Here is a 21,256-nt window from a genome sequence, read left to right as displayed (position 1 = left end):
GCGGTCCGGTAACCGCCCCGGCGACGAAACGCAAGTCCGCTGCGGAACCTGCACCAGTGTCGCTACGTCGCCCCCTCCGCCGCTCATGTGGTCTCTGCGATCAGGCAGACCCTGCACGAAACAATGGAAGGACTCGCACGCCCGACGCTTTATGCGTCGACGTCGACCCGTTCCGGCGTCGCGTGGGTGTTGACCCGCTCGACCACCTTCCAGTTCTTGAGCTTCGACATCGGCGCCGTCTCTTCGATGCGCACGGTCTCGCCCTGCTTGTACTCGTTCGCCTCGTCGTGGGCGTGGTACTTCTTCGAACGGCGGATGATCTTGCCGTAGAGCGGGTGCTTGACCTTGCGCTCCACGTTGACGACCACCGTCTTCTCGCCCTTGTCCGAGACGATCACCCCGGTCAGCACGCGCTTCGGCATGTCTCTCGTCCTCTTACTTGCCAGCGGCAGCGTTGCGCTGCGCCTGCTGGGTCTTGATGCGCGCGATATCCTTGCGGACCTCGCGAACGCGGCTCGGCTTCTCGAGCTGGTTGGTCGCTGCCTGGAAGCGCAGGTTGAACTGCTCGCGCTTCAGCTGGCCCAGGCTCTCGCCGAGCTGGTCGTCGGTCTGGCCAACGAAATCGGTCTTGGTCTTACCCTTAGCCATCTCACTCGCCTCCCAGGTGCGACGTGTCGCCCAGACGCGCCACGACCTTGGTCTTGATCGGCAGCTTCATCGCGGCGCGCTCGAATGCTTCCGCGGCGATCTTGCCCTCGACGCCGTCGAGCTCGAACAGGATCCGGCCCGGCTTGACGCGGGCGGCCCAGAACTCCGGCGAACCCTTGCCCGAGCCCATGCGGACTTCGGCCGGCTTCGACGAGACGGGAACGTCCGGGAAGATGCGGATCCAGAGACGGCCCTGGCGCTTGATGTGGCGCGTGATCGCGCGGCGAGCCGCCTCGATCTGACGCGCGGTGATGCGTTCCGGCTCCATTGCCTTCAGCCCATAGGAGCCGAAGTTCAGAGCCGTGCCGCCCTTGGCGTCGCCGTGGATGCGGCCCTTGAACGCCTTGCGGAACTTGGTGCGCTTTGGTTGCAGCATGTCCTGTCCAGTACCTTAGCGGCGATCGTCGCGCGCCGGGCGCACGCCGGAGGTCTGAGCCTCCATCATCAGCCGGTCCTGCGCCATCGGATCGTGGCCCAGGATCTCGCCCTTGAACACCCACACCTTGACGCCGCAAACACCGTAAGCGGTGTGCGCCTGCGCTTCGGCATAGTCGAGGTTGGCGCGCAGCGTGTGCAGCGGCACCCGGCCCTCACGATAGCTCTCCGAACGCGCGATCTCGGCGCCGCCCAGGCGACCACCGCACGCGACGCGGATGCCGTCGGCACCCAGGCGCATTGCCGACTGCACCGCGCGCTTCATGGCGCGGCGGAAGGCGATACGACGCTCGAGCTGGTCGGCGATGCCCTGCGCAACGAGCTTGGCGTCGACCTCGGGCTTGCGGATTTCGACGATGTTCAGCGACACGTCCGAGGCGGTCATCGTGCCGAGCTTCTTGCGAAGCTTCTCGATGTCCGACCCCTTCTTGCCGATGATCACGCCGGGGCGCGCGGCGAAGACGGAGATGCGGCACAGCTTGGCCGGACGCTCGATCACCACCTTGGAGATCGCCGCCTGCGGCAGCGTGTCCATGATGTACTGGCGGATCTTCAGATCCTCCAGCAGCAGGCGACCATAGTCCTGGCCTTCCGCGAACCAGCGGCTGTCCCAGGTGCGGTTGATCTGCAGGCGCAGACCGATCGGGTTGCTCTTGTGACCCATTAGGCTTCTTCCTGCTCGCGCACGACGATCCGCAGCCGCGAGAACGGCTTCAGGATGCGGGTGGACTTGCCGCGGCCGCGCGTGGCGAACCGCTTCATGGTGATCGACTTGCCGACCGACGCCTCGGCGACGACGAGCGCGTCAACGTCGAGGTTGTGGTTGTTCTCGGCGTTGGCGATCGCGGAAGCGAGCACCTTGCGCGCGTCAACCGCCATTGCCTTGGTCGAGAACTGCAGGATGTTCAGCGCGTCGCTGACCTTGCGGCCACGGATCAGGCCCGCGACCAGGTTGAGCTTCTGCGCCGATCCGCGGATCTGCGTGCCGACCGACAAGGCCTCCTTGTCGCCGACCTTGCGAGGGGATGCTGGCTTCGACATCAGCGCTTGCCCTTCTTGTCAGCCGCGTGACCCGGGAAATACCGGGTCGGCGCGAACTCGCCGAGCTTCATGCCGACCATGTCCTCGTTGATCGAGACGGGCACGAACTTGCGGCCATTGTAGACGGTGAACGTCAGACCGACGAACTGCGGCAGGATGGTGGAACGGCGCGACCAGGTCTTGATCGGCGCGCGGCCACCCGCGTCCTGCGCGGCTTCGGCCTTCTTGAGAAGGCTCAGTTCGACGAACGGGCCCTTCCAGACGGAGCGCGCCATTACTTCTTCCTCGCGTGACGGCTACGGATGATCATCTTGTCCGTAGACTTGTTGTGGCGGGTGCGCGCACCCTTGGTCGGCTTGCCCCACGGCGTGACCGGATGACGGCCGCCCGAGGTCCGGCCTTCACCACCGCCGTGCGGGTGGTCGACCGGGTTCTTTGCAACACCGCGCGTCAGCGGACGCGAACCCATCCAGCGCGAACGACCAGCCTTGCCGAGGTTCGTGTTCTGGTTGTCCGGATTTGACACCGCGCCAACGGTCGCCATGCACTCGGCACGGATGTAGCGCTGCTCGCCCGAGTTCAGGCGCACGATCACCATGCCGCGGTCGCGACCGACGACCTGCACGTAGGTGCCGGCCGAGCGCGCGATCTGCCCACCCTTGTTCGGCTTCATCTCCACGTTGTGAACGATGGTGCCGACGGGGACCTGGCCGATCTCCATCGCATTGCCGGGCTTGGTGTCGGTCTTCTTCGCCGCAATCACCTTGTCACCGACCGCAAGACGCTGCGGCGCGATGATGTAAGCCTGCTCGCCGTCCGCGTACGACACCAGCGCGATGAACGCGGTGCGGTTGGGATCGTACTCGAGCCGCTCGACCGTGCCCTCGGCGTCCCACTTGCGACGCTTGAAGTCGATGAAGCGATACTTCTGCTTGTGGCCGCCCGCGATACCGCGGCTGGTCACGTGGCCCTTGTTGTTGCGGCCGCCGGTCTTGTTCTTGCCCTCGGTCAGCGCCTTGACGGGCTTGCCCTTCCACAGCGACGACTTGTCGACGAGGATGAGGCCGCGCTGCGCGGGCGACGTCGGGTTATAATGCTTGAGTGCCATCTTACTTGGCCCCCTCGGTGACGTCGATCGACTGACCCTCGGTGAGGGTGACGATCGCCTTCTTCATGTCAGACCGCTGGTAGGGCGCACCCTTCCAACGCTTGGTCTTGCCCTTCTGCACGATCGTGTTCACGCTCTTCACGGACACGTCGAACAGAGCCTCGACCGCTGCCTTGATCTCCGGCTTGGTCGCCTTGTTGGCGACCTTGAACACGACGGCGTTCTGCTCGGAGAGAAGGGTCGCCTTCTCCGTGATGTGCGGCGCGACAATCACGTCATAGTGACGGTTGTCGATCGCCTTTGCCTGCTTAGCCATTGAAGCGAGCCTCCAGCTTCTCGACCGCCGCGCGGGTCAGGACCAGCGTGTCAGCCTTGATGATGTCGTAGACGTTCGCGCCCACTGCGGGGAGCATGTCGACGCCGACCAGGTTGCGACCGGCGCGGAAGCCCTCGCCGGCGTCGCCGTCGATGACGAGCGTGCGCTTGCCGGTATTGAGCGTCGCGAAATGGCCCTTGAGCTCGGTCGTCTTGGCGACGGTGAAGCCGTCCAGCACGATCAGCGAACCATTCCTGGCGTGGCTCGACAGCGCCATCTTCAGACCCAGCGCGCGAACCTTCTTGTTCAGACCGGGATTGAAGTCACGAACGCGAGCGCCGTGCGCCTTACCACCGCCGATGAACACCGGAGCGCGGCGATCGCCGTGACGAGCCGTACCGCCGCCCTTCTGGCGACCAAACTTCTTGCCCGAGCGGGCAACGTCGGCGCGCTCACGGGTGCCGCGCGCGGTCGCACGACGCTTCTCGAGCTGCCAGGTCACGACGCGGTGCAGGATGTCGGCACGCGGATCGAGGCCGAAGACCTCGTCGTTGAGCTCGATCTCGCTCGCATCGGTGCCGGCAAAGGAGGAAACCTTGACCTTCACGTTCAGCCCTCCTGGCCGTCGGTCGCCTGCGCGTCGGTCGAGGTCTCGACCGGCGTGTCAGCGGCGGTGTTGTTGGTGGCAGCCTGCTTCAGGCTGGCCGGGAACGGTGCAGTCTCGTGGCGCGGCAGCTTGACCGCGTCCTTGACGAACAGCCAGCCGCCCTTCGAGCCAGGCACCGAGCCCTTGACGAAGATCAGGCCGCGCTCGACGTCGGTGCCGACGATCTCGAGGTTCTGCTGCGTGCGGTTCTTGTCGCCCATGTGACCGGCCATCTTCTTGTTCTTGAAGACGCGACCCGGATCCTGACGATTACCCGTCGAACCGTGCGAGCGGTGGCTGACCGACACGCCGTGCGTGGCGCGCAGACCGCCAAAGTTCCAGCGCTTCATCGCGCCGGCGAAACCCTTGCCCTGCGTACGACCCTGGATGTCGACGTACTGGCCGGCGACATAGTGATCGGCCGACAGCTCGGCGCCGACGTCGAGGAGGTTGTCCTCGGTCACGCGGAACTCGGCAACGACCGCCTTCGGCTCGACTTCGGCCTTGCCGAAGTGGCCGCGCTGCGGCTTGGCGACGTTCTTTGCCTTGGCGCTGCCTGCGCCAAGCTGGACGGCGGTGTAGCCGTCACGATCCATCTCGCGACGGGCGATGACCTGCAAACCTTCGAGTTGCAGGACGGTGACGGGCACGTGCCGGCCATCATCCTGGAACAGGCGCGTCATGCCCATTTTCTTCGCGATCACGCCAGTGCGCATGATCTTTTGCTCCTAGACAGAGGCACCCGCGGGCCCATCCCGAAGGTGCTTGTGCCGCCCTCTTACGAGGACGACGGGTCAGCCCGGATAAGCGAAGCGTGCCCCCGTCCCGGGCTGGTCGCTCCTTTGCAGGAACGTGACGGGAGACGCTGTCCCGGAGGCGTTGCCGCCGGCGGTATCTCAACGTTGTGGCGAACCCAGCCAGAGCGGGGTTGTCACGGTCGCGATCGTGCGAGACGAAAACGACAAACCCGCGGGACTCACCAAGCTGGCGTCAACCGCGGGAGCCGGCGCATTAGGCCAGCTTGATCTCGACGTCAACACCGGCCGCGAGGTCGAGCTTCATCAGCGCGTCGACGGTCTGCGGGGTCGGCTGCACGATGTCGAGCATGCGCTTGTAGGTGCGCACCTCGAACTGCTCACGGCTCTTCTTGTCGATGTGCGGACCGCGGTTGACGGTGAACTTCTCGATGCGGGTCGGAAGCGGGATCGGGCCACGGATCAGCGCACCGGTGCGGCGCGCGGTGTCGGCGATGTCGCCGGTCGCCTGGTCGAGCACGCGGTGATCGAATGCCTTCAGGCGGATGCGGATGTTGGTGTCCATGTTCCCTACCGATGCGAAAGAGCGGGCCGCGGCGAGCGGCTCTTGCTGGTTTGATACGCTTGCGACTGAACACGATCACGTCGGACGGAGCCGCGGCGTGAGGGTGTTCCTACTTAAAAGCGAACGGCCCGCACCGTCGCCGGTGCGGGCCGCTTGCTGATGGCCGGTGGTAGAACCACCGACCTCCGTAAGGCTGGCGCCTATATTACTTGTCGATCGAGCTGACAACCCCTGCGCCGACGGTACGACCGCCCTCGCGAATGGTGAAGCGCTGGCCGACGTCCATCGCGATCGGCGCGATCAGCTTGATGCCGAGAGCAACGTTGTCGCCCGGCATCACCATCTCGGTGCCCTCGGGCAGCTCGACGGTGCCGGTCACGTCGGTCGTGCGGAAGTAGAACTGCGGACGATAGTTGGCGAAGAACGGCGTGTGACGGCCACCCTCGTCCTTCGACAGCACGTACACTTCCGACGCGAAGTCGGTGTGCGGCTTGATCGAGCCCGGCTTGCACAGCACCTGGCCGCGCTCCACCTCGTCCCGCGCCACACCGCGGATCAGCGCACCGACGTTGTCGCCGGCCTGGCCCTGGTCGAGCAGCTTGCGGAACATCTCGACGCCCGTGACGGTGGTCTTGCGGACGGTCGGGTGGATACCGACGATCTCGACTTCCTCGCCAACCTTCACCACGCCGGTCTCGACGCGGCCGGTCACGACGGTGCCGCGACCCGAGATCGAGAACACGTCCTCGATCGGCATCATGAACGGCTTGTCGAGCGGACGCTCGGGCTGCGGGATGTACTCGTCGACGTTCTTCATCAGCTCCATCACCGCGTCGGTGCCGAGCTTCTGGTCCGAACCCGACAGCGCGCAGGTGGCCGAACCCTTGATGATCGGAATGTCGTCGCCCGGGAACTCGTACGAGCTCAGCAGCTCGCGGATTTCCAGCTCGACGAGCTCGAGGATTTCCTCGTCGTCGACCAGATCGACCTTGTTCATGAACACGACCATCGCCGGCACGCCGACCTGGCGCGCGAGCAGGATGTGCTCGCGGGTCTGCGGCATCGGGCCGTCGGTCGCCGACACAACCAGGATCGCGCCGTCCATCTGGGCGGCACCGGTGATCATGTTCTTCACGTAGTCGGCGTGACCCGGGCAGTCGACGTGCGCGTAGTGGCGGTTCGCCGTCTCGTACTCGACGTGCGCGGTCGAGATCGTGATGCCGCGCTCGCGCTCTTCCGGAGCCTTGTCGATGTTCGCGAAGTCGACCGCTGCGTTACCCGCAACGTTCTCCGCCAGCACCTTCGTGATCGCCGCCGTCAGCGAGGTCTTGCCGTGGTCGACGTGACCGATGGTGCCGATGTTCAGGTGCGGCTTGGTCCGCTCAAACTTAGCCTTAGCCATTGTTTCCCTACCTTCTTGGATGTCACTGGAGCCGCACGCAGGACCCGCGGTGAAGGCGGCCCCATAGCGGCTGAATTCGTGTTGCGCAAACCCCTTGGCCGGGATGTTCCCAGTCGCGGGGCGACGCGGAAGTGAATTCCGCGTCGTCGATCCTCGGGCGGGCCCGAGGTCGCCCGGCCTGCGGTGTCTCGGGAGCAGGTTGCCCTGCTCCCGTGCACCTTAGGCGAGCTTGGCCTTCACCTCGTCGGCGACGTTCTGCGGCACTTCGTCGTAGTGCGAGAACTGCATCGAGTAGCTGGCGCGGCCCTGCGTGAACGAGCGGAGCGCGTTCACATAGCCGAACATGTTCGCCAGCGGGACCATCGCCTCAACCGTCTGAGCGTTGCCGCGCGTGTCGGTGCCCTGGATCTGGCCGCGACGGCTGTTCATGTCGCCGATCACGTCGCCGAGGTAATCCTCGGGCGTCACGACCTCGACACGCATCACCGGCTCAAGCAGCGTGATGCCGGCCTTCTGCGCCGCCTCACGCATCGCACCGCGCGCGGTGATTTCGAACGCCAGCGCCGACGAGTCGACGTCGTGGTACGCGCCGTCGTACAGCGTGATGTCGAAGTCGATGATCGGGAAGCCGACCAGCGAACCGGTCGCCGCGGTCTCGCGGAAGCCCTTCTCGATCGCGGGGATGTACTCGCGCGGAATGTTGCCGCCCTTGATCTCGTCCTTGAAGACGATCCCCTGGCCGCGCTCGCCCGGTGTCAGCTTGACCTTCACGCGTCCGAACTGGCCGGTACCACCCGACTGCTTCTTGTGCGTGTAGTCGATGTCGACCGGCTTCTTCAGATACTCGCGATAGGCGACCTGCGGGGCGCCGACGTTCGCCTCGACCTTGAACTCGCGCTTCATGCGATCGACCAGGATCTCGAGGTGGAGCTCGCCCATTCCCTTGATGATGGTCTGACCCGATTCGTGATCGGTCGAGACGCGGAACGAAGGATCCTCGGCGGCCAGGCGGTTGAGCGCGATGCCCATCTTCTCCTGGTCGGCCTTGGTCTTCGGCTCCACCGACAGCTCGATCACGGGCTCGGGGAATTCCATCCGCTCGAGGATGATCGGGTGCGCCGGATCGCACAGCGTGTCGCCGGTCGTCGTCTCCTTGAGACCCGCGATCGCGACGATGTCGCCCGCGCGTGCCTCGTCGATGTCCTCACGCGAGTTCGCGTGCATCAGGAGCATACGACCGATCTTCTCCTTCTTATCCTTCACCGAATTCAGGTAACCACCCTTGGTGAGGACGCCCGAGTAGATGCGAGCGAAGGTGAGCGAGCCGACGAACGGATCGTTCATGATCTTGAACGCCAGCGCCGAGAACGGTGCCTCGTCCGAGGACGGACGCTCGTCCGGCGTTTCGCCGTCGAGCTTGACGCCCTTGATCGCCGGCACGTCGAGCGGGCTCGGCAGATAATCGACCACCGCGTCGAGCAGCGGCTGCACGCCCTTGTTCTTGAAGGCCGAGCCGCAGACGACCGGCACGAACGACATGTTGAGCGTACCCTTGCGGATCAGCTTCTTGAGCGTGGCGGTGTCGGGCTCGTTGCCCTCAAGATACGCCTCCATCGCGTCGTCGTCCTGCTCGACCGCGAGCTCGATTAGGTCGCTGCGATACTTCGCGGCCTTGTCGGCAAGGTCGGCGGGAATGTCCTGATACTCGAACTTCGCGCCCAGCGACTCTTCGAGCCAGATGATCGCGCGGTTCTCAACTAGGTCGACCAGACCCTTGAACTGACCCTCGATGCCGATCGGCAGGTACAGCACCGCGGGCTTCGCACCCAGACGATCGATGATCGACTGCACGCAGAAGTAGAAATCGGCACCGGTACGGTCGAGCTTGTTGACGAAGCACATGCGCGGCACGCCGTACTTGTCGGCCTGACGCCACACGGTTTCCGACTGCGGCTCGACGCCGGCGACGCCGTCGAAGCACGCGACCGCGCCGTCGAGGACGCGCAGCGAACGCTCCACTTCGATCGTGAAGTCGACGTGGCCCGGCGTGTCGATGATGTTGATCAGGTGCTCGGGGCCCTTGCCCTCTTCGGCGCGCCACTTGCACGTCGTCGCGGCCGACGTGATCGTGATGCCGCGCTCCTGCTCCTGCTCCATCCAGTCCATCGTCGCGGTGCCTTCGTGCACTTCGCCGATCTTGTAGGACTTGCCGGTGTAATAAAGGATGCGCTCGGTCGTCGTCGTCTTGCCGGCATCAATGTGCGCCATGATGCCGATATTACGATAAAGTTCGAGCGGATGGCTGCGGGCCATGATGCTTCACTCCTGTGCCGGATCAGCCCGGCGATGCCAACGTTTGCGAGGTCGCCCCCTAGCCGTTCGGGCCGAGCTTGTCCAAGCTCGGCCCTACACCTCCGCGTGGAGGGAACAGCGATCGGGAGTGCGGGCGAACCCGCTCAACCGATATAGTCTATGTTATCGCGAACGCCAACCGTCGGGCCAGCGTTCGCAACCACTTACCAGCGGTAGTGGCTGAACGCGCGGTTCGCTTCCGCCATGCGGTGCGTGTCTTCGCGCTTCTTCACCGCGTTACCACGGTTGTTCGACGCGTCGAGCAGCTCACCCGACAGGCGCGCGGCCATCGTGTTCTCGCTGCGCGCACGTGCGGCCGCGATCAGCCAGCGGATCGCCAGCGCCTGAGCGCGCTCGGGACGAACCTCGACGGGCACCTGGTAGGTCGCACCGCCGACGCGGCGCGAACGGACCTCGATACCCGGCTTGATGTTGTTCAGCGCGTCGTGGAACACGCCGATCGGCTCGCGCTTCGCGCGGGTCTCGACGGTTTCCATCGCACCATAGACGATGCCCTCTGCGACGGACTTCTTGCCGTCGAGCATCACCGAATTCATGAACTTGGACAGCGTGATGTCACCGAACTTGGGATCGGGCAGGATTTCACGCTTTTCTGGACGACGACGACGCGCCATGAGGAAGACCTTTCAAACAGCTGTAAAAGAAACGGCGGGGCCGAATTACTTCGGCCGCTTCGCACCGTACTTCGACCGCGACTGCTTGCGGTCCTTGACGCCCTGCGTGTCGAGCACGCCGCGCAGCACGTGGTAGCGCACGCCGGGAAGATCGCGCACACGCCCGCCGCGGATCAGCACCACCGAGTGCTCCTGCAGGTTATGGCCTTCGCCCGGGATGTAGCTGATGACTTCGCGCTGGTTGGTCAGGCGGACCTTGGCCACCTTGCGCAGCGCCGAGTTCGGCTTCTTCGGGGTCGTGGTGTAAACACGGGTGCAGACGCCGCGCTTCTGCGGGTTCTGCTCCATCGCAGGGACCTTCGACTTGGCCTTCTGCGGGTCGCGGCCCTTGCGGACCAGCTGGTTGATCGTCGGCATTGAAGCCTTCACCTTTCCATAGGTTACTTTGCTGGAGCCATAACAGCACTTGGAATACGAAAAGGACCTGGGAGCAGCCGATAACGGCCCTCGCGGTCCTTCAAGCATCCAGCAATGTTCAAGCTTGCCCGGCGCGGAGTCGCCTCCTGTCGGACGTCGGCGCCTATACGCACGAGCGATGGCAGCGTCAATGCCGGCGCCGCAGGCTCGCCCTTAACGCCGCGACAACCAGCGGCATGGCATCGCAGCCGTCGTGCACGGTTATCCATTAATCCCGATGACATTCTCCGCTCGTCGCGGGCGAGATCGCCGTCACGCCGGCACCGCCGCGCTGCTGCTCGCTGTCGGCGGCGCGGTGACGCCGATGGCATGGGTGCTTGCGCCGCTGTCGTTGGCGCGCGCGTATCGTGCTGGCGCTATCTGGTCTGCGATCGTCGGGAGTCTGGCCTGGTCGGCAGCGGGAGTCGGCTGGATCAATCCGCACGCGCTGGCCGGCTACCCGGCCGAGATCACCGGACCGTGGCTCGCGCTCCTCGTCGGCGCGATGGCTGCGTCCGCTGCCTGGGCCTGCGAGCGACGCCGCAGCGCCGACGAGCTGCTGCGCGCGGCGGGCTTGCTCGCGCTCGTTGCCGTACCCTGGTCGCCGCTGACGGGTTTGACGGTCGCGCTGAGCTGTTGGTTCGCGTCGGCCCGAGCGCCGCACCCGCGCGCGGCGAACGACAATCAGCCGGGCCACCGCCGCTTTATCCCCGCCCGCGCCGCCTCTACCCTCACCTATTCGCCGCTTCGCTCAGCACGCCCAGCAATGCACGATTGAACTGCGCCGGGTCCTCGACCTGCGGCGAGTGACCGAGGCCGTCGAGCTTCAACAAGCGGGCGCGCGGGATCTTGCGCGCTGCCTCGGGCGCGATCTGCGGGATCGCCTGAAGAAAGCTGCGGAGCGACGCGGGCATCTGCGCGCGGCCGAACGCAGTCTTGTCAAGCGTGCCGATCATCAGCGTCGTCGGCGCCTTGATGCGGTAGAGTTCGTGCGCGACCGGCTGCGTCTTGATCATCTCAGCAGTTTTCGCCTGCGCGAGCGCGACCTGATCGCGCCCTGTCCCCGCGTACATCCCCGCCTGCATCGCGACCCAACGGTCGTACGCCGGGCGCCACTGCCCGTGATAATAGTTCTCGAGCTGATACGCCTTGATCGACGCCGGGGTCGTGCGCCGCTCACCCGCCCACAAGGTATCGACGTCGGTGTACGGCAATCCGTCCTCCGACCGGTCGCGCAGGCCGAGCGGATTGACCAGCACCAGCCGGTCGACCGCGGCGGGAAACATGATCGCGTAGCGCATCGCGAGCATGCCGCCCATCGAATGACCCACGATCGTCGCGTGCGTGATCCCCAGCGATTTCAGCAGCCTGTCGGTGTTGCTGGCCAGCCCTTCGAAACTGTACTGTGCCGCGCGCGGCTTCGACGATTTGCAGAAGCCGAGCTGGTCCGGGATGACCACGCGGTACCCCGCATTTACCAGCGCGCGGGCGGTCGCCTCCCACGTCGCGCCGCAGAAATTCTTGCCGTGCAGCAGCACGATCGCGCGGCCGTTCGGGCGCGGCGGTACCAGATCCATATACGCCATCTCGGCCGCCTCGCCGAGCACGGTGAGCGGAAACATGCTGACCGGGAACGGATAGGCGAACCGTTCCAGCCGCGCGCCATAATCGGGCACGCGCTCAGCGGGTGCCGCAGCTACCGTGGCAACGAGCGGCCCGAGCGCGAGCAAGCGGTGGATAGGTCGAGACATGCGCGGCTCCGTCATCGTGACGGACGCGTTATCAACCATTGCGCGGCGCGCGTCAGCCCTTCTCCGGATCGTGCCCCCAGTTCATCAGCGAGTAGCGCCAGTTGGAATCTTCCTTGTCCTTCGCCGGACCACCCTGCGCCAGGTGGCGGTGGACGTAGCCGGTGACCTTCTTCATGTGCTTGTAATCGTCGTCGGTCAAATCGGCCTTCTTCTTGCGCTTGATCTCGACGATGCGCTTGCCCGCCTTGTGTCCGACGCTCTCACCCGAACCCTGCCCGTCCTCGCCCTTCCAGCCGACACGCTTGCTGTCGTCGGTGTCGAGGAACTTCTCCAGCTCGGCCGGGGTCATGTTCACCGCGTCGTTGAACTCCTCGTAGATCTTCTGCTGGTCGTCGGACGTCTCGGCCATCACGCACTCTCCTTTGAGCGCGCCAACGCCGCTCCGCCGTTCGCGGTTTCGGCGCGGGCGCGGATTGTGCCGGGGCGCGGCATTGCATAGCGCGCGACATATGGCCTCGTTCAAACCCATCCTCGCCGGCGCGAACCTGCGCGACCGGATGATCGCCGCTGCCGGCGCACTGGTCGGGATCGCGCTTACGGCAGCGATCTGCACCGCGTTGCTGCCGCACAGCGTCTCGCTGCTGCTGGTCGCGCCGATGGGCGCGTCGGCCGTGCTGGTGTTCGCGGTGCCGGCGAGCCCGCTGGCGCAGCCGTGGCCGGTGATCGGCGGCAACCTGCTGTCCGCGCTGGTCGGCATCGCGGTCACGCGCGTCGTACCATATCCCGCGCTCGCGGCCGGTCTCGCGGTCGGCGGCGCGATCGCGCTGATGTCGCTCACCCGTTCGCTCCACCCGCCGGGCGGCGCAGCCTCGTTGCTCGCAGTGCTGGGCGGCAGCGCGGTTCAGGCGCAAGGCTGGGCCTTCGCCTTCGTTCCCGTCGCGGCGAACGCGGTCGTGCTGGCGGGGGCAGGCGTGCTGTTCCACCGCCTGTCGGGCCACAGCTACCCGCACCGGCCCGTCCCCGCCGCCGGGCATGTCACGCCCGCACTTGGCGTGCCGCACCCCGAGGACATCGACCGCGCGCTAGAGGATTTGGGCGAAACGTTCGACGTGTCGCGCGAGGACCTCGACCTGTTGTTCCGCACCGTCGCCGCGCACGCCGCGCAGCGCAGCCGTGGCTAATCGCGCAGCCGCTCCGCCAGAAATGCGATGAGCGCCTCGACCCGAGCAGGCCGAAGTGCGCTCGGCGGGGTGAGCAGGTGGAGCGCGACGCCGGGCGGGGTCCACTCGGGCAGGATCGGCACCACCTTTCCGCTCGTCAGCGTATCACCCAGGATAAAGGCCGGCAGCCGCGCGATGCCGAGCCCGGCGACCAGCGCCGCCACCAGTGCATCCCCGGAGTTCGCTGACAGCGGCCCTTCGGCCTTGACCGACACGTCCGCGCCGCCGGGTCCACGAAAGCGCCACGGCCCGGTTATGTTGGTATAGCCGAGCAGGCGATGCTCGCCGAGCTGCGCGGGGTGCGTCGGTGTGCCGTGCGCCGCCAGGTACGATGGCGCAGCGACCAGATGCGCCGCGACCGTGCACAGGCGTCGTGCACGCAGCGACGAATCGGGCAAGTCGGCGATCCTGAGCGCAACGTCGAAGCCTTCGGCGACGATGTCGACGCGCGCGTCGGACAGGTGCAGTTCGATCTCGATCCCGGGATGTGCCGCCAGGAACTCGGCGACGAGCGGGGCGACGTTGCGAATGCCGAACGACGCCGGTGCCGCCAGTCGTACGCGCCCAACCGGCGCCGCTGCGGCATCGTGCGCCAGTTCCTCCGCGCCGCGCGCCTCAGCCACCATCCGCGCCGCGCGCTCGGCAAGCGGGCGCCCCGCCTCGGTCAGCGCGAGTCGGCGCGAGGTGCGGTGGAACAGCGATTGCCCCAGCTGTGCCTCCAGCCGCGACACCGCCTTCGACACGGTGGCCTTGCTCAGCCCGATCGCGTCGGCCGCGCCGCTGAACGAGCGATGTTCCGCCACCGCGGCGAAAATCGCCCAGGCTTCCAGATCGGGTAAGCGCATGAGCCCCGGTACCGTCTGAAACGATCCGTTTCAATCGTTTCCGTTTTCGCGCGTCGGCGGCCGGACTATCTCTGCTGCAACAACGGAGGCCAACATGACCGATACCGCAGTCGCGACCCGCATCGAACGCCGCCCCTTTGCCTCGCTCGGCCACGCCGATCACGGCTGGCTCGATGCGCGGCACCATTTCTCCTTCGCCAATTACTACGATCCGAACCGCATGAGCTGGGGCGCGATCCGCGTGTGGAACGACGACACGATCGCGCCGAACACCGGCTTCCCGCCGCATCCGCACCGCGACATGGAGATCATCACCTACGTCCGCTCGGGCGCGATCACGCACAAAGACTCGCTCGGCAACACCGGTCGCACCGCGGCAGGCGACGTGCAGGTGATGAGCGCGGGCTCGGGCGTGCGCCACGCCGAGTACAACCTTGAGTCGGAGCCGACGACGCTGTTCCAGATCTGGATCGAGCCGACACGCACTGGCGGCAGCCCGTCGTGGGGCGCGAAGCCCTTTCCCAAGGACGATCGCTCGGGAAAGTTCGTGACGCTCGCCAGCGGTTTCGCCGACGACGGTGACGCGCTGCCGATCCGTGCGGAAGCGCGCGTGCTGGCGGCGACCGTGAAGGCGGGCGAGCAGGTGACGCACCAGGTCGACGCGGGCCGGCACGCCTATCTCGTGCCTGCCACGGGCGCGATCGAGATCGCCGGTGAGCGCTACGAAGCGCGCGACGGCATCGCGCTCGGCGGCGGGCAGACGGTGACGATCACCGCGCTAGATGATGCCGAACTCGTGCTCGTCGACTCGCTCTAACTGACTGCTTCGACTGAACCGAACTGCCTTCCCGGCATTGTGCCCGGGACGGGTCAACCAACCTGCATCAAGGAAGACGCCATGACCAAAGTCCTCGTTCTCTATTACTCCTCCTACGGCCACATCGAGCAGATGGCCGACGCGGTCGCGGAGGGTGCCCGCGCCGGCGGGGCCGAGGTCGATATCCGCCGCGTGGCGGAGACCGCGCCGCCGCAGGTCGTCGAGGCGGCCGGGTTCAAGACCGACACCGCACATCCCGAAATCGAAGGTCCCGACGCGCTCGCCGCCTACGACGCGATCATCGTCGGCGCGCCCACCCGCTACGGCCGTATGCCGAGCCAGATGGCCGCGTTCTGGGACACGACCGGCGGATTGTGGATGCGTGGCGCGCTGGTCGGCAAGATCGGTGGTGCATTCACCTCGACCGCCAGCCAGCACGGCGGACAGGAGACCACGCTGTTCTCGATCCTGACCAACCTGCTCCATCACGGCATGACGATCGTCGGGCTGGATTACGGCTTCAAGGGTCAGATGGGCGTGACCGAGGTACTGGGCGGCACACCCTATGGCGCCTCGACGATCGCCGACGGCGACGGCAGCCGCCAGCCGCATGCCAAGGAGCTCGATGGTGCGCGATATCAGGGCAAGCGCATTGCCGAGCTTGCCGCCAAGCTTAAGTAAAATGTCAGCACGGGAGGAGCGGGGCGACTCGCTCCTCCTACACGTTCGGCCCCAGCCTAATCAGGCGCGGTAACGTTTAAAATCAAGCTATTCTCATTAGAACGGCAAACCGCCCACACGCCGATGAAAGGTGATCGTCGTGCGGTCGATCTTCCGCTGTATCTCGGCGTCATGTTCCGGCGTGAGCGTGCCGCCGTCCGCTTGCTGAAGCGCGCGGGCCTCATCGCGCAGTTTCAGCATGCTGGTCTTGTACAAGTTGAAGGCGACCTGCGGAGGCATCGTGGTGCTGTTCGGGAACGACTCCGGCGGTGAGGCAATAACCTGTGCCATCGCCGGACCACATCCGAGCGTCGAGAGAGCGGCCGCGAGCAGAACCTTACGCATTCATGCCTCCTGTGTCAGCTTAGGTTACCTTTTCATCTTTCAATCGGTATGTCGACCCGTTGTTTCTTACGCGTCGTCACCGCCCCTGCTCTTCTCCTTCGATCAGCGACGTCGCCGCCGCTTGGCTCGCGGATCGGTAAAGGCCGGCAGCGACAGGTAGATCGGTGGCGGCGGCACGGTCGCGACCTCGATCGCCGTGTCGACGCCGGGCGACGCGGGGAAACGCCGTCGCGCGGTCGCGAACAGTAGCCGTGCTCGCGCGGCACCTGGTTCGGCCACACTGGTCCCAACCCAGCGCCAATGCCACGGCTCCCATTTCACACCCTGCGCGTTGCTGACCGGGAACGACATTTCGAAGCCGTAAAGCGGTGCGTTGGCGCGCAACCAGCGGAACGCAGGCGTGGCGGCGATGCACGCCTCCGCATCGGGGCAGTCGTTCACGCGCGGGCGGAACGCGAAATCGAGCGCGTAGCCCGTCGCGTGCTCGCTATGCCCCGGCGGCGCGACCGACACCGCGCGCGTGTCGGCCTCCGTCGCGGGCTCGCGACAGAAGACCCCGCCCTGCCGCGTCAGCGAGCGGTGGCACGACAGGGCCAGAATACGCCCGCCGACCGCCGGATCGGTCGCCGCCGCACGCAGCAGCCGGTCGAGATCGGGCAGCACGTCGCGTCGCAGCGTGCACCCTCTTACAGCCAGATCAGCGGGCACTGCGGTCAGCTCGCTCGGCGGCGCATCACCGTAGGGAAGATGACTCAGCACGCGCCCGTCGCTGGCAATCGCGGGCGGTGTGCCGCTACACACCTCCGCGCCCGCCGGCACCGCGGTTACCAGCGCCGACACCGCCAGCACTAGCCGCCGCGCGCGCGCGATGGCAGAGCGCACACCATGCTTGGTGAACGCGTATTGTTTCTGGATGGCGAGGCGCTGGTGATCGACAAGCCTGCCGGGCTTCCCGTCGATCGGCCGCGCGATGGTGCGATCAGCCTTGAAAATCACCTCAACTCCCTGACCTTCGGGTTTCAGCGCTGGCCGCAACCCGTCCACCGGCTCGACCGCGACACCAGCGGCTGTCTGCTCCTGTCGCGCAACCCCAAGGCGCACGCGCGGTTCCAGCAGGCGTTCGAGGCCGGCACGGTCGAGAAGCGCTATCTCGCGATCCTCGACGGCGTGCCGGAGGGTAGCGACGGCACGATCGACCTGCCGCTCGCCAAGCGCTCGACCGCAGAACGCGGCTGGTGGATGACGGGTGACGCGAAGGGCAAAGCCGCGCGTACCGCCTGGACGCTCCTTGGCACGCACGATGGCCGCGCGCTGGTCGAGTTCCGGCCTGAGACCGGCCGCACGCACCAGATCCGCGTCCACGCGCTCGAAGGGCTCGGCCTACCCGTGACGGGCGATCCGACCTACGGTGTCGCGCACAAGGGCGGCACGATGCTGCACGCCGCCGCGCTGACGGTACCGCGCGGAACGAAGGAGCCGATCGTCGCGGCCGCACCCTGGCCCGACCGCTTCCGCGCGCTGGGCTTCGATGGTTGAGATACCCGAGGACGCGCTGGACGAGCGCTTCCTCGCCGCGACGGGGCCGGGCGGACAGAACGTCAACAAGGTCGCGACCGCGTGCCAGTTGCGCGTCGACGTGTTCCGCCTCGGCCTCTCTCCCGAGACCTACCGCCGTCTGAAGGTGCTGGCAGGCAGTCGCCTGACCGCGAGCGGGACGCTGGTGCTCGTTGCGCGCCGTTATCGGACGCAGGAGGCGAATCGGCAGGACGCGCGCCAGCGTCTGGCGGAGCTGCTCGCGGAAGCCGAGAAGCGTGAGGCTCGCCGGGTCAAGACCAAGCCGACCCGCGCCGCCAAGGCCCGCCGCGTCGACGAGAAGAAGGGCCGCAGCGCGGTCAAGGCCGGCCGCGGCAAGGTACGGCTCGACTGAGCCTCACGCCGCTGGCTTGACGTACGGCACGTCGATCGCGCGCAGCTGATAGCGACCGGGCGGCAGCATCAGCGCGACATCCTCGCCCGCACGGATCGCCACACGGTCGAGCGGCACGGAAGTAATCGGCTCACCGACCGGCCGTGCCTCGATCACCCGCCAACCCGACCTGGGCCGGAGCATCGCCGGGATTGTCACAGCGCGGTCGCCCGCGCGCTGCCGCCACGTTGGTCGCCCGCGCACGAAGGTAGCGCTTGGGTGATCAACGACGAGATCGAAGGTGCCCGCCGGCTCGTCCGCCGGCAACGCAGCGAGCCGGCGCTCTGCGCCCCCACCACGGCAGGTCGTCTGTGAGATCGTCAGCGGATCGATGCCGGTTTTCGCCTTCAACCGCGCCGCCATGTAGCGGTTGCCCCTCTCCTGCGGCACTTCGGCTGCGTGCGAATAACCGACGTGAACGAGCAACTTCGCACCTGGATGCGCCTTGATGATCGCGGCCAGATTGGTCGCCTCTTCCTTTTCACGCACCGCAACCTGCTCGTCGCGTCGACCTTTGATCGTCTTCACCTTGTCAAAGGTAATCTCGTACGGCAGCAGTTGATAGCCGAGTGCCTTTGCACGCCTCGTCAGCCTGCCATAACCAGCCTCTGCCGTGTAATACCCACCCCCGTCCTCAAGGTAGGACTGCGCCGGTCGCGTCATGAACGACGGCAGGAAGCGTTGTTGACCCGGTTCGGGGTTCGAGAATGTCTCCGCCGCGAAGATGCTGTAGCCGAGCGGACGCAATCGCGCTGCGACCTCCGCGGTGAAGCCGCGATGCTCAGAGCGCTCATGGCTTTCATTGATGATGACGATGCTTGTCTGCCGTGCACGGCGGGTGATCTCGCCCATCACTTCGCCCACGCCGGTCAGCGCCGCGCATCCGTTCGCGGGATAATTACTACTCTGCTCCGCGACGAGGTCTTCGCGGCCGAACAGACTCAACGCCTGAATAGCGCCCATGCTCTGCATCGAGTCCCTGGCGCTCGCTGGTAAAGGCGTCACCGGATCCACGCTCGCTAGGTCCTCCAGCTTGCTCTTCATGCCGGGCACGTCGGCCTGAGCCACTATTTGCGCCGGAAGCAGCGTGACCTCGGTGATGTCGGTCGGCGGGCCCATGCCGAGCGTGAGCGATGCGGTGAGCGCGAGCAGCGGAACGCGGGTGCGAAGAAGCGTCATGGCGGAATGCTACGGAGCGCCCTGCGGGAACGCCAGTGCCGTTCCTTCCTGCCCGCAGCCGCTGGCATCTCCCCCACCGCGCTTCTACATCGCGCGCCATGTATGCCTTTGACGTGTCCGCCGGCTCCAAGGACGAGCTCTACCACGACCTGTTCGCCGCGCTTGACGCGCTGACCGCTGACGAGCCCGATGCGGTCGCCAACATGGCGAATGCCGCGGCGCTGATCTGGCAGTATCTGCCCGATCTCAACTGGTCGGGCTTCTACCGCATGGTCGACGGCGGACTTGTTCTGGGTCCGTTTCAGGGCAAGGCGGCGTGCATCCGTATCGCGATGGGTGCGGGCGTGTGCGGCACTGCGGCGGCGACGCGGACGACGCAGCGCGTCGACGACGTGCACGCCTTCCCCGGCCATATCGCCTGCGATGCGGCGAGTGCGTCCGAGTTGGTCGTGCCGATCGTGCACGACGACCGGCTGATCGGGGTGCTCGATCTCGACAGTCCTTTGCCCGGCCGCTTCGACGAAGAGGACACGGTGGGATGCGAGCGGTTGATGGCGCTGCTCGCGCCGCGGATCGCGGGCGCGATCTCCTAACGAACAGGGTTGATGTCTACCTGCGCGGCTGCACCACTTCGGGACGGTCGTTGCAGTGGCGAGACGATCTGGCGCTTGGTAAGCAACCGGTAAACGTGAAGCGCGTTCGATCGCGCAACGCACCTTACAGGGGAATGAACGGCCATGCGCATGCTGATGATCGCCGCCACCGCCGCCACCGTCATGGCCGTGCCCGCCCATGCGGGTCCGCGCGGCGGAATGGCGCCCGTACGTCCGGGCAGCTGGAATGCTCCCCGACCCGGCGGCTGGAACGGGCCGAAACCCGGCGGGTGGAATGCGCCGCGGCCGGGTGGCTGGAACGGACATCGTCCCGGCGGCTGGAACGGCCCGCGTCCGATCGGCGGCAACTCGTGCCTGGGCGGCTGTCGGCCGCGCTGGGGCGGTCACATCAACAATCGCTGGTGGGGCGGCATGCGCGCGCCGGGCGGCTGGGGCGCCTATCGCCGGCCGGTGCGCGGCTTCGTGCTGCCGAGCTACTGGGTCTCGCCCAACTGGTACGTCAACGACTGGTCGACCTACGGCCTGTACGCGCCGCCCGTCGGCTATAGCTGGTCGCGCTATTACGACGACGCGGTGCTCGTCGACGGTCGCGGCTCGGTCTACGACAGCGTCGGCGGGATCGGCTGGGATCGGTTCGATGGACAGGGCGTCGACTATACCTATCGCGGTGACGCGTACGACAACGGCTATGGTGCGGCCTATGGCGGTTACGCGACGCGCGACCGCGACAATGGTCTTGGCGGCGCGGTGATTGGCGGGGTTGCGGGCGGTGTTGCCGGGAACGTCATCGCCGGACGCGGCAACCGCCTGCTCGGCACCGCGATCGGCGCGGGTGCAGGCGCGCTGGTCGGGCGCGAGATCGACCGCAACGATCGCGCCGGACGCGTTCCCGTCGCGCCGGCGGTCGGCCCCGATTACGGCGCCCCTTACCCGGCGCCCGGCGGCTACGCCGGACAGGGCGCCCCGGTCGTCGCCTATCAGGAGGGCCGCTACGGCGGCGACTATGCCGGCACCACCTACTCGGGTGTGACGCGTTACGCGACCGCCGGCGCCGGCTATCCCCCGCCCCCCGGCTACGGCCCCGGACCGCAGATCGCCTATCCGGCGCCCTCGGTCGTGGCCGGTAACGGCACGGTCGTGACGACGTCGAGCACCGTCGGGTCGGTCGGCTACTACGCCAACGGCTGGTATTACCCCGGTACAACGATCACGACGGTGACCGTCAGCGGCGGCTCGAACGCGAACGTAGTCGAGGAGGAAGTGTACGAGGACGCGTCCTACGGCCACGCCAAGGGCTATCGCTACAAGGGCAAGTGCAACTGCTGACGCACTGACAGCGAGGTAATCACGACGCCGTCCCGCCGATCACGACGGGGCGGC

General features: G+C 66.5%; 29 protein-coding genes. 8 read left to right on the top strand and 21 right to left on the bottom strand.

Going from position 1 to position 21,256, the window contains the following annotated elements:
* Positions 1 to 149: 149 nt before the first annotated feature.
* The 15 genes from rpsQ to rpsL form a co-directional block, all read right to left on the bottom strand.
* Positions 150 to 422 (bottom strand): 30S ribosomal protein S17, encoded by a 273-nt coding sequence (rpsQ, locus tag BMW51_RS09410; protein WP_019516021.1) that lies wholly within the window; start codon positions 420 to 422, stop codon positions 150 to 152.
* Between the two features lie 13 nt (positions 423 to 435).
* Entirely contained in the window at positions 436 to 648 is a 213-nt protein-coding gene (gene rpmC / locus BMW51_RS09405) for a 50S ribosomal protein L29 (RefSeq protein WP_019516020.1), read from the bottom strand.
* A gap of 1 nt (position 649) precedes the next feature.
* Entirely contained in the window at positions 650 to 1,084 is a 435-nt protein-coding gene (rplP, locus tag BMW51_RS09400; RefSeq protein WP_019516019.1) for a 50S ribosomal protein L16, read from the bottom strand.
* A gap of 15 nt (positions 1,085 to 1,099) precedes the next feature.
* Complete coding sequence (gene rpsC / locus BMW51_RS09395) at positions 1,100 to 1,807, bottom strand: 30S ribosomal protein S3 (protein WP_019516018.1); 708 nt, start codon at positions 1,805 to 1,807, stop codon at positions 1,100 to 1,102.
* Complete coding sequence (gene rplV, locus BMW51_RS09390) at positions 1,807 to 2,184, bottom strand: 50S ribosomal protein L22 (protein ID WP_019516017.1); 378 nt, start codon at positions 2,182 to 2,184, stop codon at positions 1,807 to 1,809. The genes rpsC and rplV overlap by 1 nt, the downstream gene beginning before the upstream one ends.
* Complete coding sequence (gene rpsS, locus BMW51_RS09385; RefSeq protein ID WP_019516016.1) at positions 2,184 to 2,459, bottom strand: 30S ribosomal protein S19; 276 nt, start codon at positions 2,457 to 2,459, stop codon at positions 2,184 to 2,186. The genes rplV and rpsS overlap by 1 nt, the downstream gene beginning before the upstream one ends.
* Entirely contained in the window at positions 2,459 to 3,292 is an 834-nt protein-coding gene (gene rplB, locus BMW51_RS09380; RefSeq protein ID WP_019516015.1) for a 50S ribosomal protein L2, read from the bottom strand. The genes rpsS and rplB overlap by 1 nt, the downstream gene beginning before the upstream one ends.
* Before the next feature lies 1 nt (position 3,293).
* Positions 3,294 to 3,608: a 50S ribosomal protein L23 gene (locus BMW51_RS09375; protein WP_019516014.1), complete on the bottom strand. Its 315-nt coding sequence runs from the start codon at positions 3,606 to 3,608 to the stop codon at positions 3,294 to 3,296.
* Entirely contained in the window at positions 3,601 to 4,215 is a 615-nt protein-coding gene (gene rplD / locus BMW51_RS09370) for a 50S ribosomal protein L4 (protein ID WP_093005711.1), read from the bottom strand. The genes BMW51_RS09375 and rplD overlap by 8 nt, the downstream gene beginning before the upstream one ends.
* 2 nt (positions 4,216 to 4,217) lie before the next feature.
* Complete coding sequence (gene rplC, locus BMW51_RS09365) at positions 4,218 to 4,970, bottom strand: 50S ribosomal protein L3 (protein ID WP_093005709.1); 753 nt, start codon at positions 4,968 to 4,970, stop codon at positions 4,218 to 4,220.
* A 295-nt stretch (positions 4,971 to 5,265) separates the two neighbouring features.
* Positions 5,266 to 5,574, bottom strand: coding sequence for a 30S ribosomal protein S10 (gene rpsJ / locus BMW51_RS09360; RefSeq protein WP_055983317.1), 309 nt, complete (start codon positions 5,572 to 5,574; stop codon positions 5,266 to 5,268).
* A 205-nt stretch (positions 5,575 to 5,779) separates the two neighbouring features.
* On the bottom strand, positions 5,780 to 6,976 hold the full coding sequence (gene tuf / locus BMW51_RS09355) for an elongation factor Tu (protein ID WP_093005707.1): 1,197 nt from the start codon (positions 6,974 to 6,976) through the stop codon (positions 5,780 to 5,782).
* Positions 6,977 to 7,195: 219 nt separating this feature from the next.
* On the bottom strand, positions 7,196 to 9,289 hold the full coding sequence (gene fusA / locus BMW51_RS09350) for an elongation factor G (RefSeq protein WP_093005705.1): 2,094 nt from the start codon (positions 9,287 to 9,289) through the stop codon (positions 7,196 to 7,198).
* A 203-nt stretch (positions 9,290 to 9,492) separates the two neighbouring features.
* Entirely contained in the window at positions 9,493 to 9,963 is a 471-nt protein-coding gene (gene rpsG, locus BMW51_RS09345) for a 30S ribosomal protein S7 (RefSeq protein ID WP_019516008.1), read from the bottom strand.
* A gap of 45 nt (positions 9,964 to 10,008) precedes the next feature.
* A complete protein-coding gene (gene rpsL / locus BMW51_RS09340) occupies positions 10,009 to 10,380 on the bottom strand; it encodes a 30S ribosomal protein S12 (RefSeq protein WP_022691828.1) in 372 nt (123 codons plus the stop codon).
* A 277-nt stretch (positions 10,381 to 10,657) separates the two neighbouring features.
* Between rpsL and BMW51_RS09335 the strand changes: the two genes are divergently transcribed.
* Positions 10,658 to 11,197 carry a hypothetical protein gene (locus BMW51_RS09335; RefSeq protein ID WP_093005703.1) on the top strand — a complete coding sequence of 180 codons (540 nt, stop codon included), beginning with the start codon at positions 10,658 to 10,660 and terminating at the stop codon, positions 11,195 to 11,197.
* Here the strand turns inward: BMW51_RS09335 and BMW51_RS09330 are convergent.
* Positions 11,151 to 12,170 carry an alpha/beta fold hydrolase gene (locus tag BMW51_RS09330; RefSeq protein ID WP_218139382.1) on the bottom strand — a complete coding sequence of 340 codons (1,020 nt, stop codon included), beginning with the start codon at positions 12,168 to 12,170 and terminating at the stop codon, positions 11,151 to 11,153. The two genes, BMW51_RS09335 and BMW51_RS09330, sit on opposite strands and share 47 nt — an antisense overlap.
* Positions 12,171 to 12,222: 52 nt before the next feature.
* Positions 12,223 to 12,579 (bottom strand): DUF3140 domain-containing protein, encoded by a 357-nt coding sequence (locus BMW51_RS09325; RefSeq protein WP_093005701.1) that lies wholly within the window; start codon positions 12,577 to 12,579, stop codon positions 12,223 to 12,225.
* A 100-nt stretch (positions 12,580 to 12,679) separates the two neighbouring features.
* Here BMW51_RS09325 and BMW51_RS09320 point away from each other — a divergent pair, with 100 nt between their 5' ends.
* A complete protein-coding gene (locus BMW51_RS09320) occupies positions 12,680 to 13,351 on the top strand; it encodes an HPP family protein (RefSeq protein ID WP_093005699.1) in 672 nt (223 codons plus the stop codon).
* Here BMW51_RS09320 and BMW51_RS09315 read toward each other — a convergent pair.
* Positions 13,348 to 14,235: a LysR family transcriptional regulator gene (locus tag BMW51_RS09315; protein ID WP_093005697.1), complete on the bottom strand. Its 888-nt coding sequence runs from the start codon at positions 14,233 to 14,235 to the stop codon at positions 13,348 to 13,350. The genes BMW51_RS09320 and BMW51_RS09315 overlap by 4 nt on opposite strands.
* 94 nt (positions 14,236 to 14,329) lie before the next feature.
* Between BMW51_RS09315 and BMW51_RS09310 the strand changes: the two genes are divergently transcribed.
* Together BMW51_RS09310 and wrbA are read left to right on the top strand one after the other, a co-directional pair.
* A complete protein-coding gene (locus BMW51_RS09310; RefSeq protein WP_093005695.1) occupies positions 14,330 to 15,052 on the top strand; it encodes a pirin family protein in 723 nt (240 codons plus the stop codon).
* Between the two features lie 81 nt (positions 15,053 to 15,133).
* Positions 15,134 to 15,733 carry an NAD(P)H:quinone oxidoreductase gene (gene wrbA / locus BMW51_RS09305; RefSeq protein ID WP_093005693.1) on the top strand — a complete coding sequence of 200 codons (600 nt, stop codon included), beginning with the start codon at positions 15,134 to 15,136 and terminating at the stop codon, positions 15,731 to 15,733.
* Positions 15,734 to 15,829: 96 nt separating this feature from the next.
* Here wrbA and BMW51_RS09300 read toward each other — a convergent pair whose 3' ends face one another.
* On the bottom strand, positions 15,830 to 16,117 hold the full coding sequence (locus BMW51_RS09300; protein WP_143051846.1) for a hypothetical protein: 288 nt from the start codon (positions 16,115 to 16,117) through the stop codon (positions 15,830 to 15,832).
* Between the two features lie 102 nt (positions 16,118 to 16,219).
* Positions 16,220 to 16,999, bottom strand: coding sequence for a M15 family metallopeptidase (locus BMW51_RS09295; RefSeq protein ID WP_245708384.1), 780 nt, complete (start codon positions 16,997 to 16,999; stop codon positions 16,220 to 16,222).
* Positions 17,000 to 17,002: 3 nt separating this feature from the next.
* On the opposite strand from BMW51_RS09295, the gene BMW51_RS09290 reads away from it, so the two are divergent.
* On the top strand, positions 17,003 to 17,653 hold the full coding sequence (locus BMW51_RS09290; protein ID WP_093005687.1) for an RluA family pseudouridine synthase: 651 nt from the start codon (positions 17,003 to 17,005) through the stop codon (positions 17,651 to 17,653).
* Positions 17,646 to 18,044, top strand: a complete 399-nt coding sequence (gene arfB, locus BMW51_RS09285) for an alternative ribosome rescue aminoacyl-tRNA hydrolase ArfB (RefSeq protein WP_093005685.1) — start codon at positions 17,646 to 17,648, stop codon at positions 18,042 to 18,044. Before BMW51_RS09290 ends, arfB begins: the two co-directional genes overlap by 8 nt.
* A gap of 3 nt (positions 18,045 to 18,047) precedes the next feature.
* On the opposite strand, the gene BMW51_RS09280 is transcribed toward arfB, so the two are convergent.
* On the bottom strand, positions 18,048 to 19,262 hold the full coding sequence (locus BMW51_RS09280; RefSeq protein ID WP_093005683.1) for a hypothetical protein: 1,215 nt from the start codon (positions 19,260 to 19,262) through the stop codon (positions 18,048 to 18,050).
* A 98-nt stretch (positions 19,263 to 19,360) separates the two neighbouring features.
* Between BMW51_RS09280 and BMW51_RS09275 the strand changes: the two genes are divergently transcribed.
* Positions 19,361 to 19,855, top strand: coding sequence for a GAF domain-containing protein (locus BMW51_RS09275; protein WP_093005681.1), 495 nt, complete (start codon positions 19,361 to 19,363; stop codon positions 19,853 to 19,855).
* A 144-nt stretch (positions 19,856 to 19,999) separates the two neighbouring features.
* Positions 20,000 to 21,202 carry an RcnB family protein gene (locus BMW51_RS16255; protein ID WP_245708383.1) on the top strand — a complete coding sequence of 401 codons (1,203 nt, stop codon included), beginning with the start codon at positions 20,000 to 20,002 and terminating at the stop codon, positions 21,200 to 21,202.
* Positions 21,203 to 21,256 lie beyond the last annotated feature (54 nt).

The sequence above is a fragment of the Sphingomonas palmae genome (genome assembly GCF_900109565.1).
Lineage (GTDB): Bacteria > Pseudomonadota > Alphaproteobacteria > Sphingomonadales > Sphingomonadaceae > Sphingomonas > Sphingomonas palmae.
The sequence above is the reverse complement of the archived record's forward strand: the minus strand, read 5'-3'. Positions and strand labels throughout refer to the sequence as shown.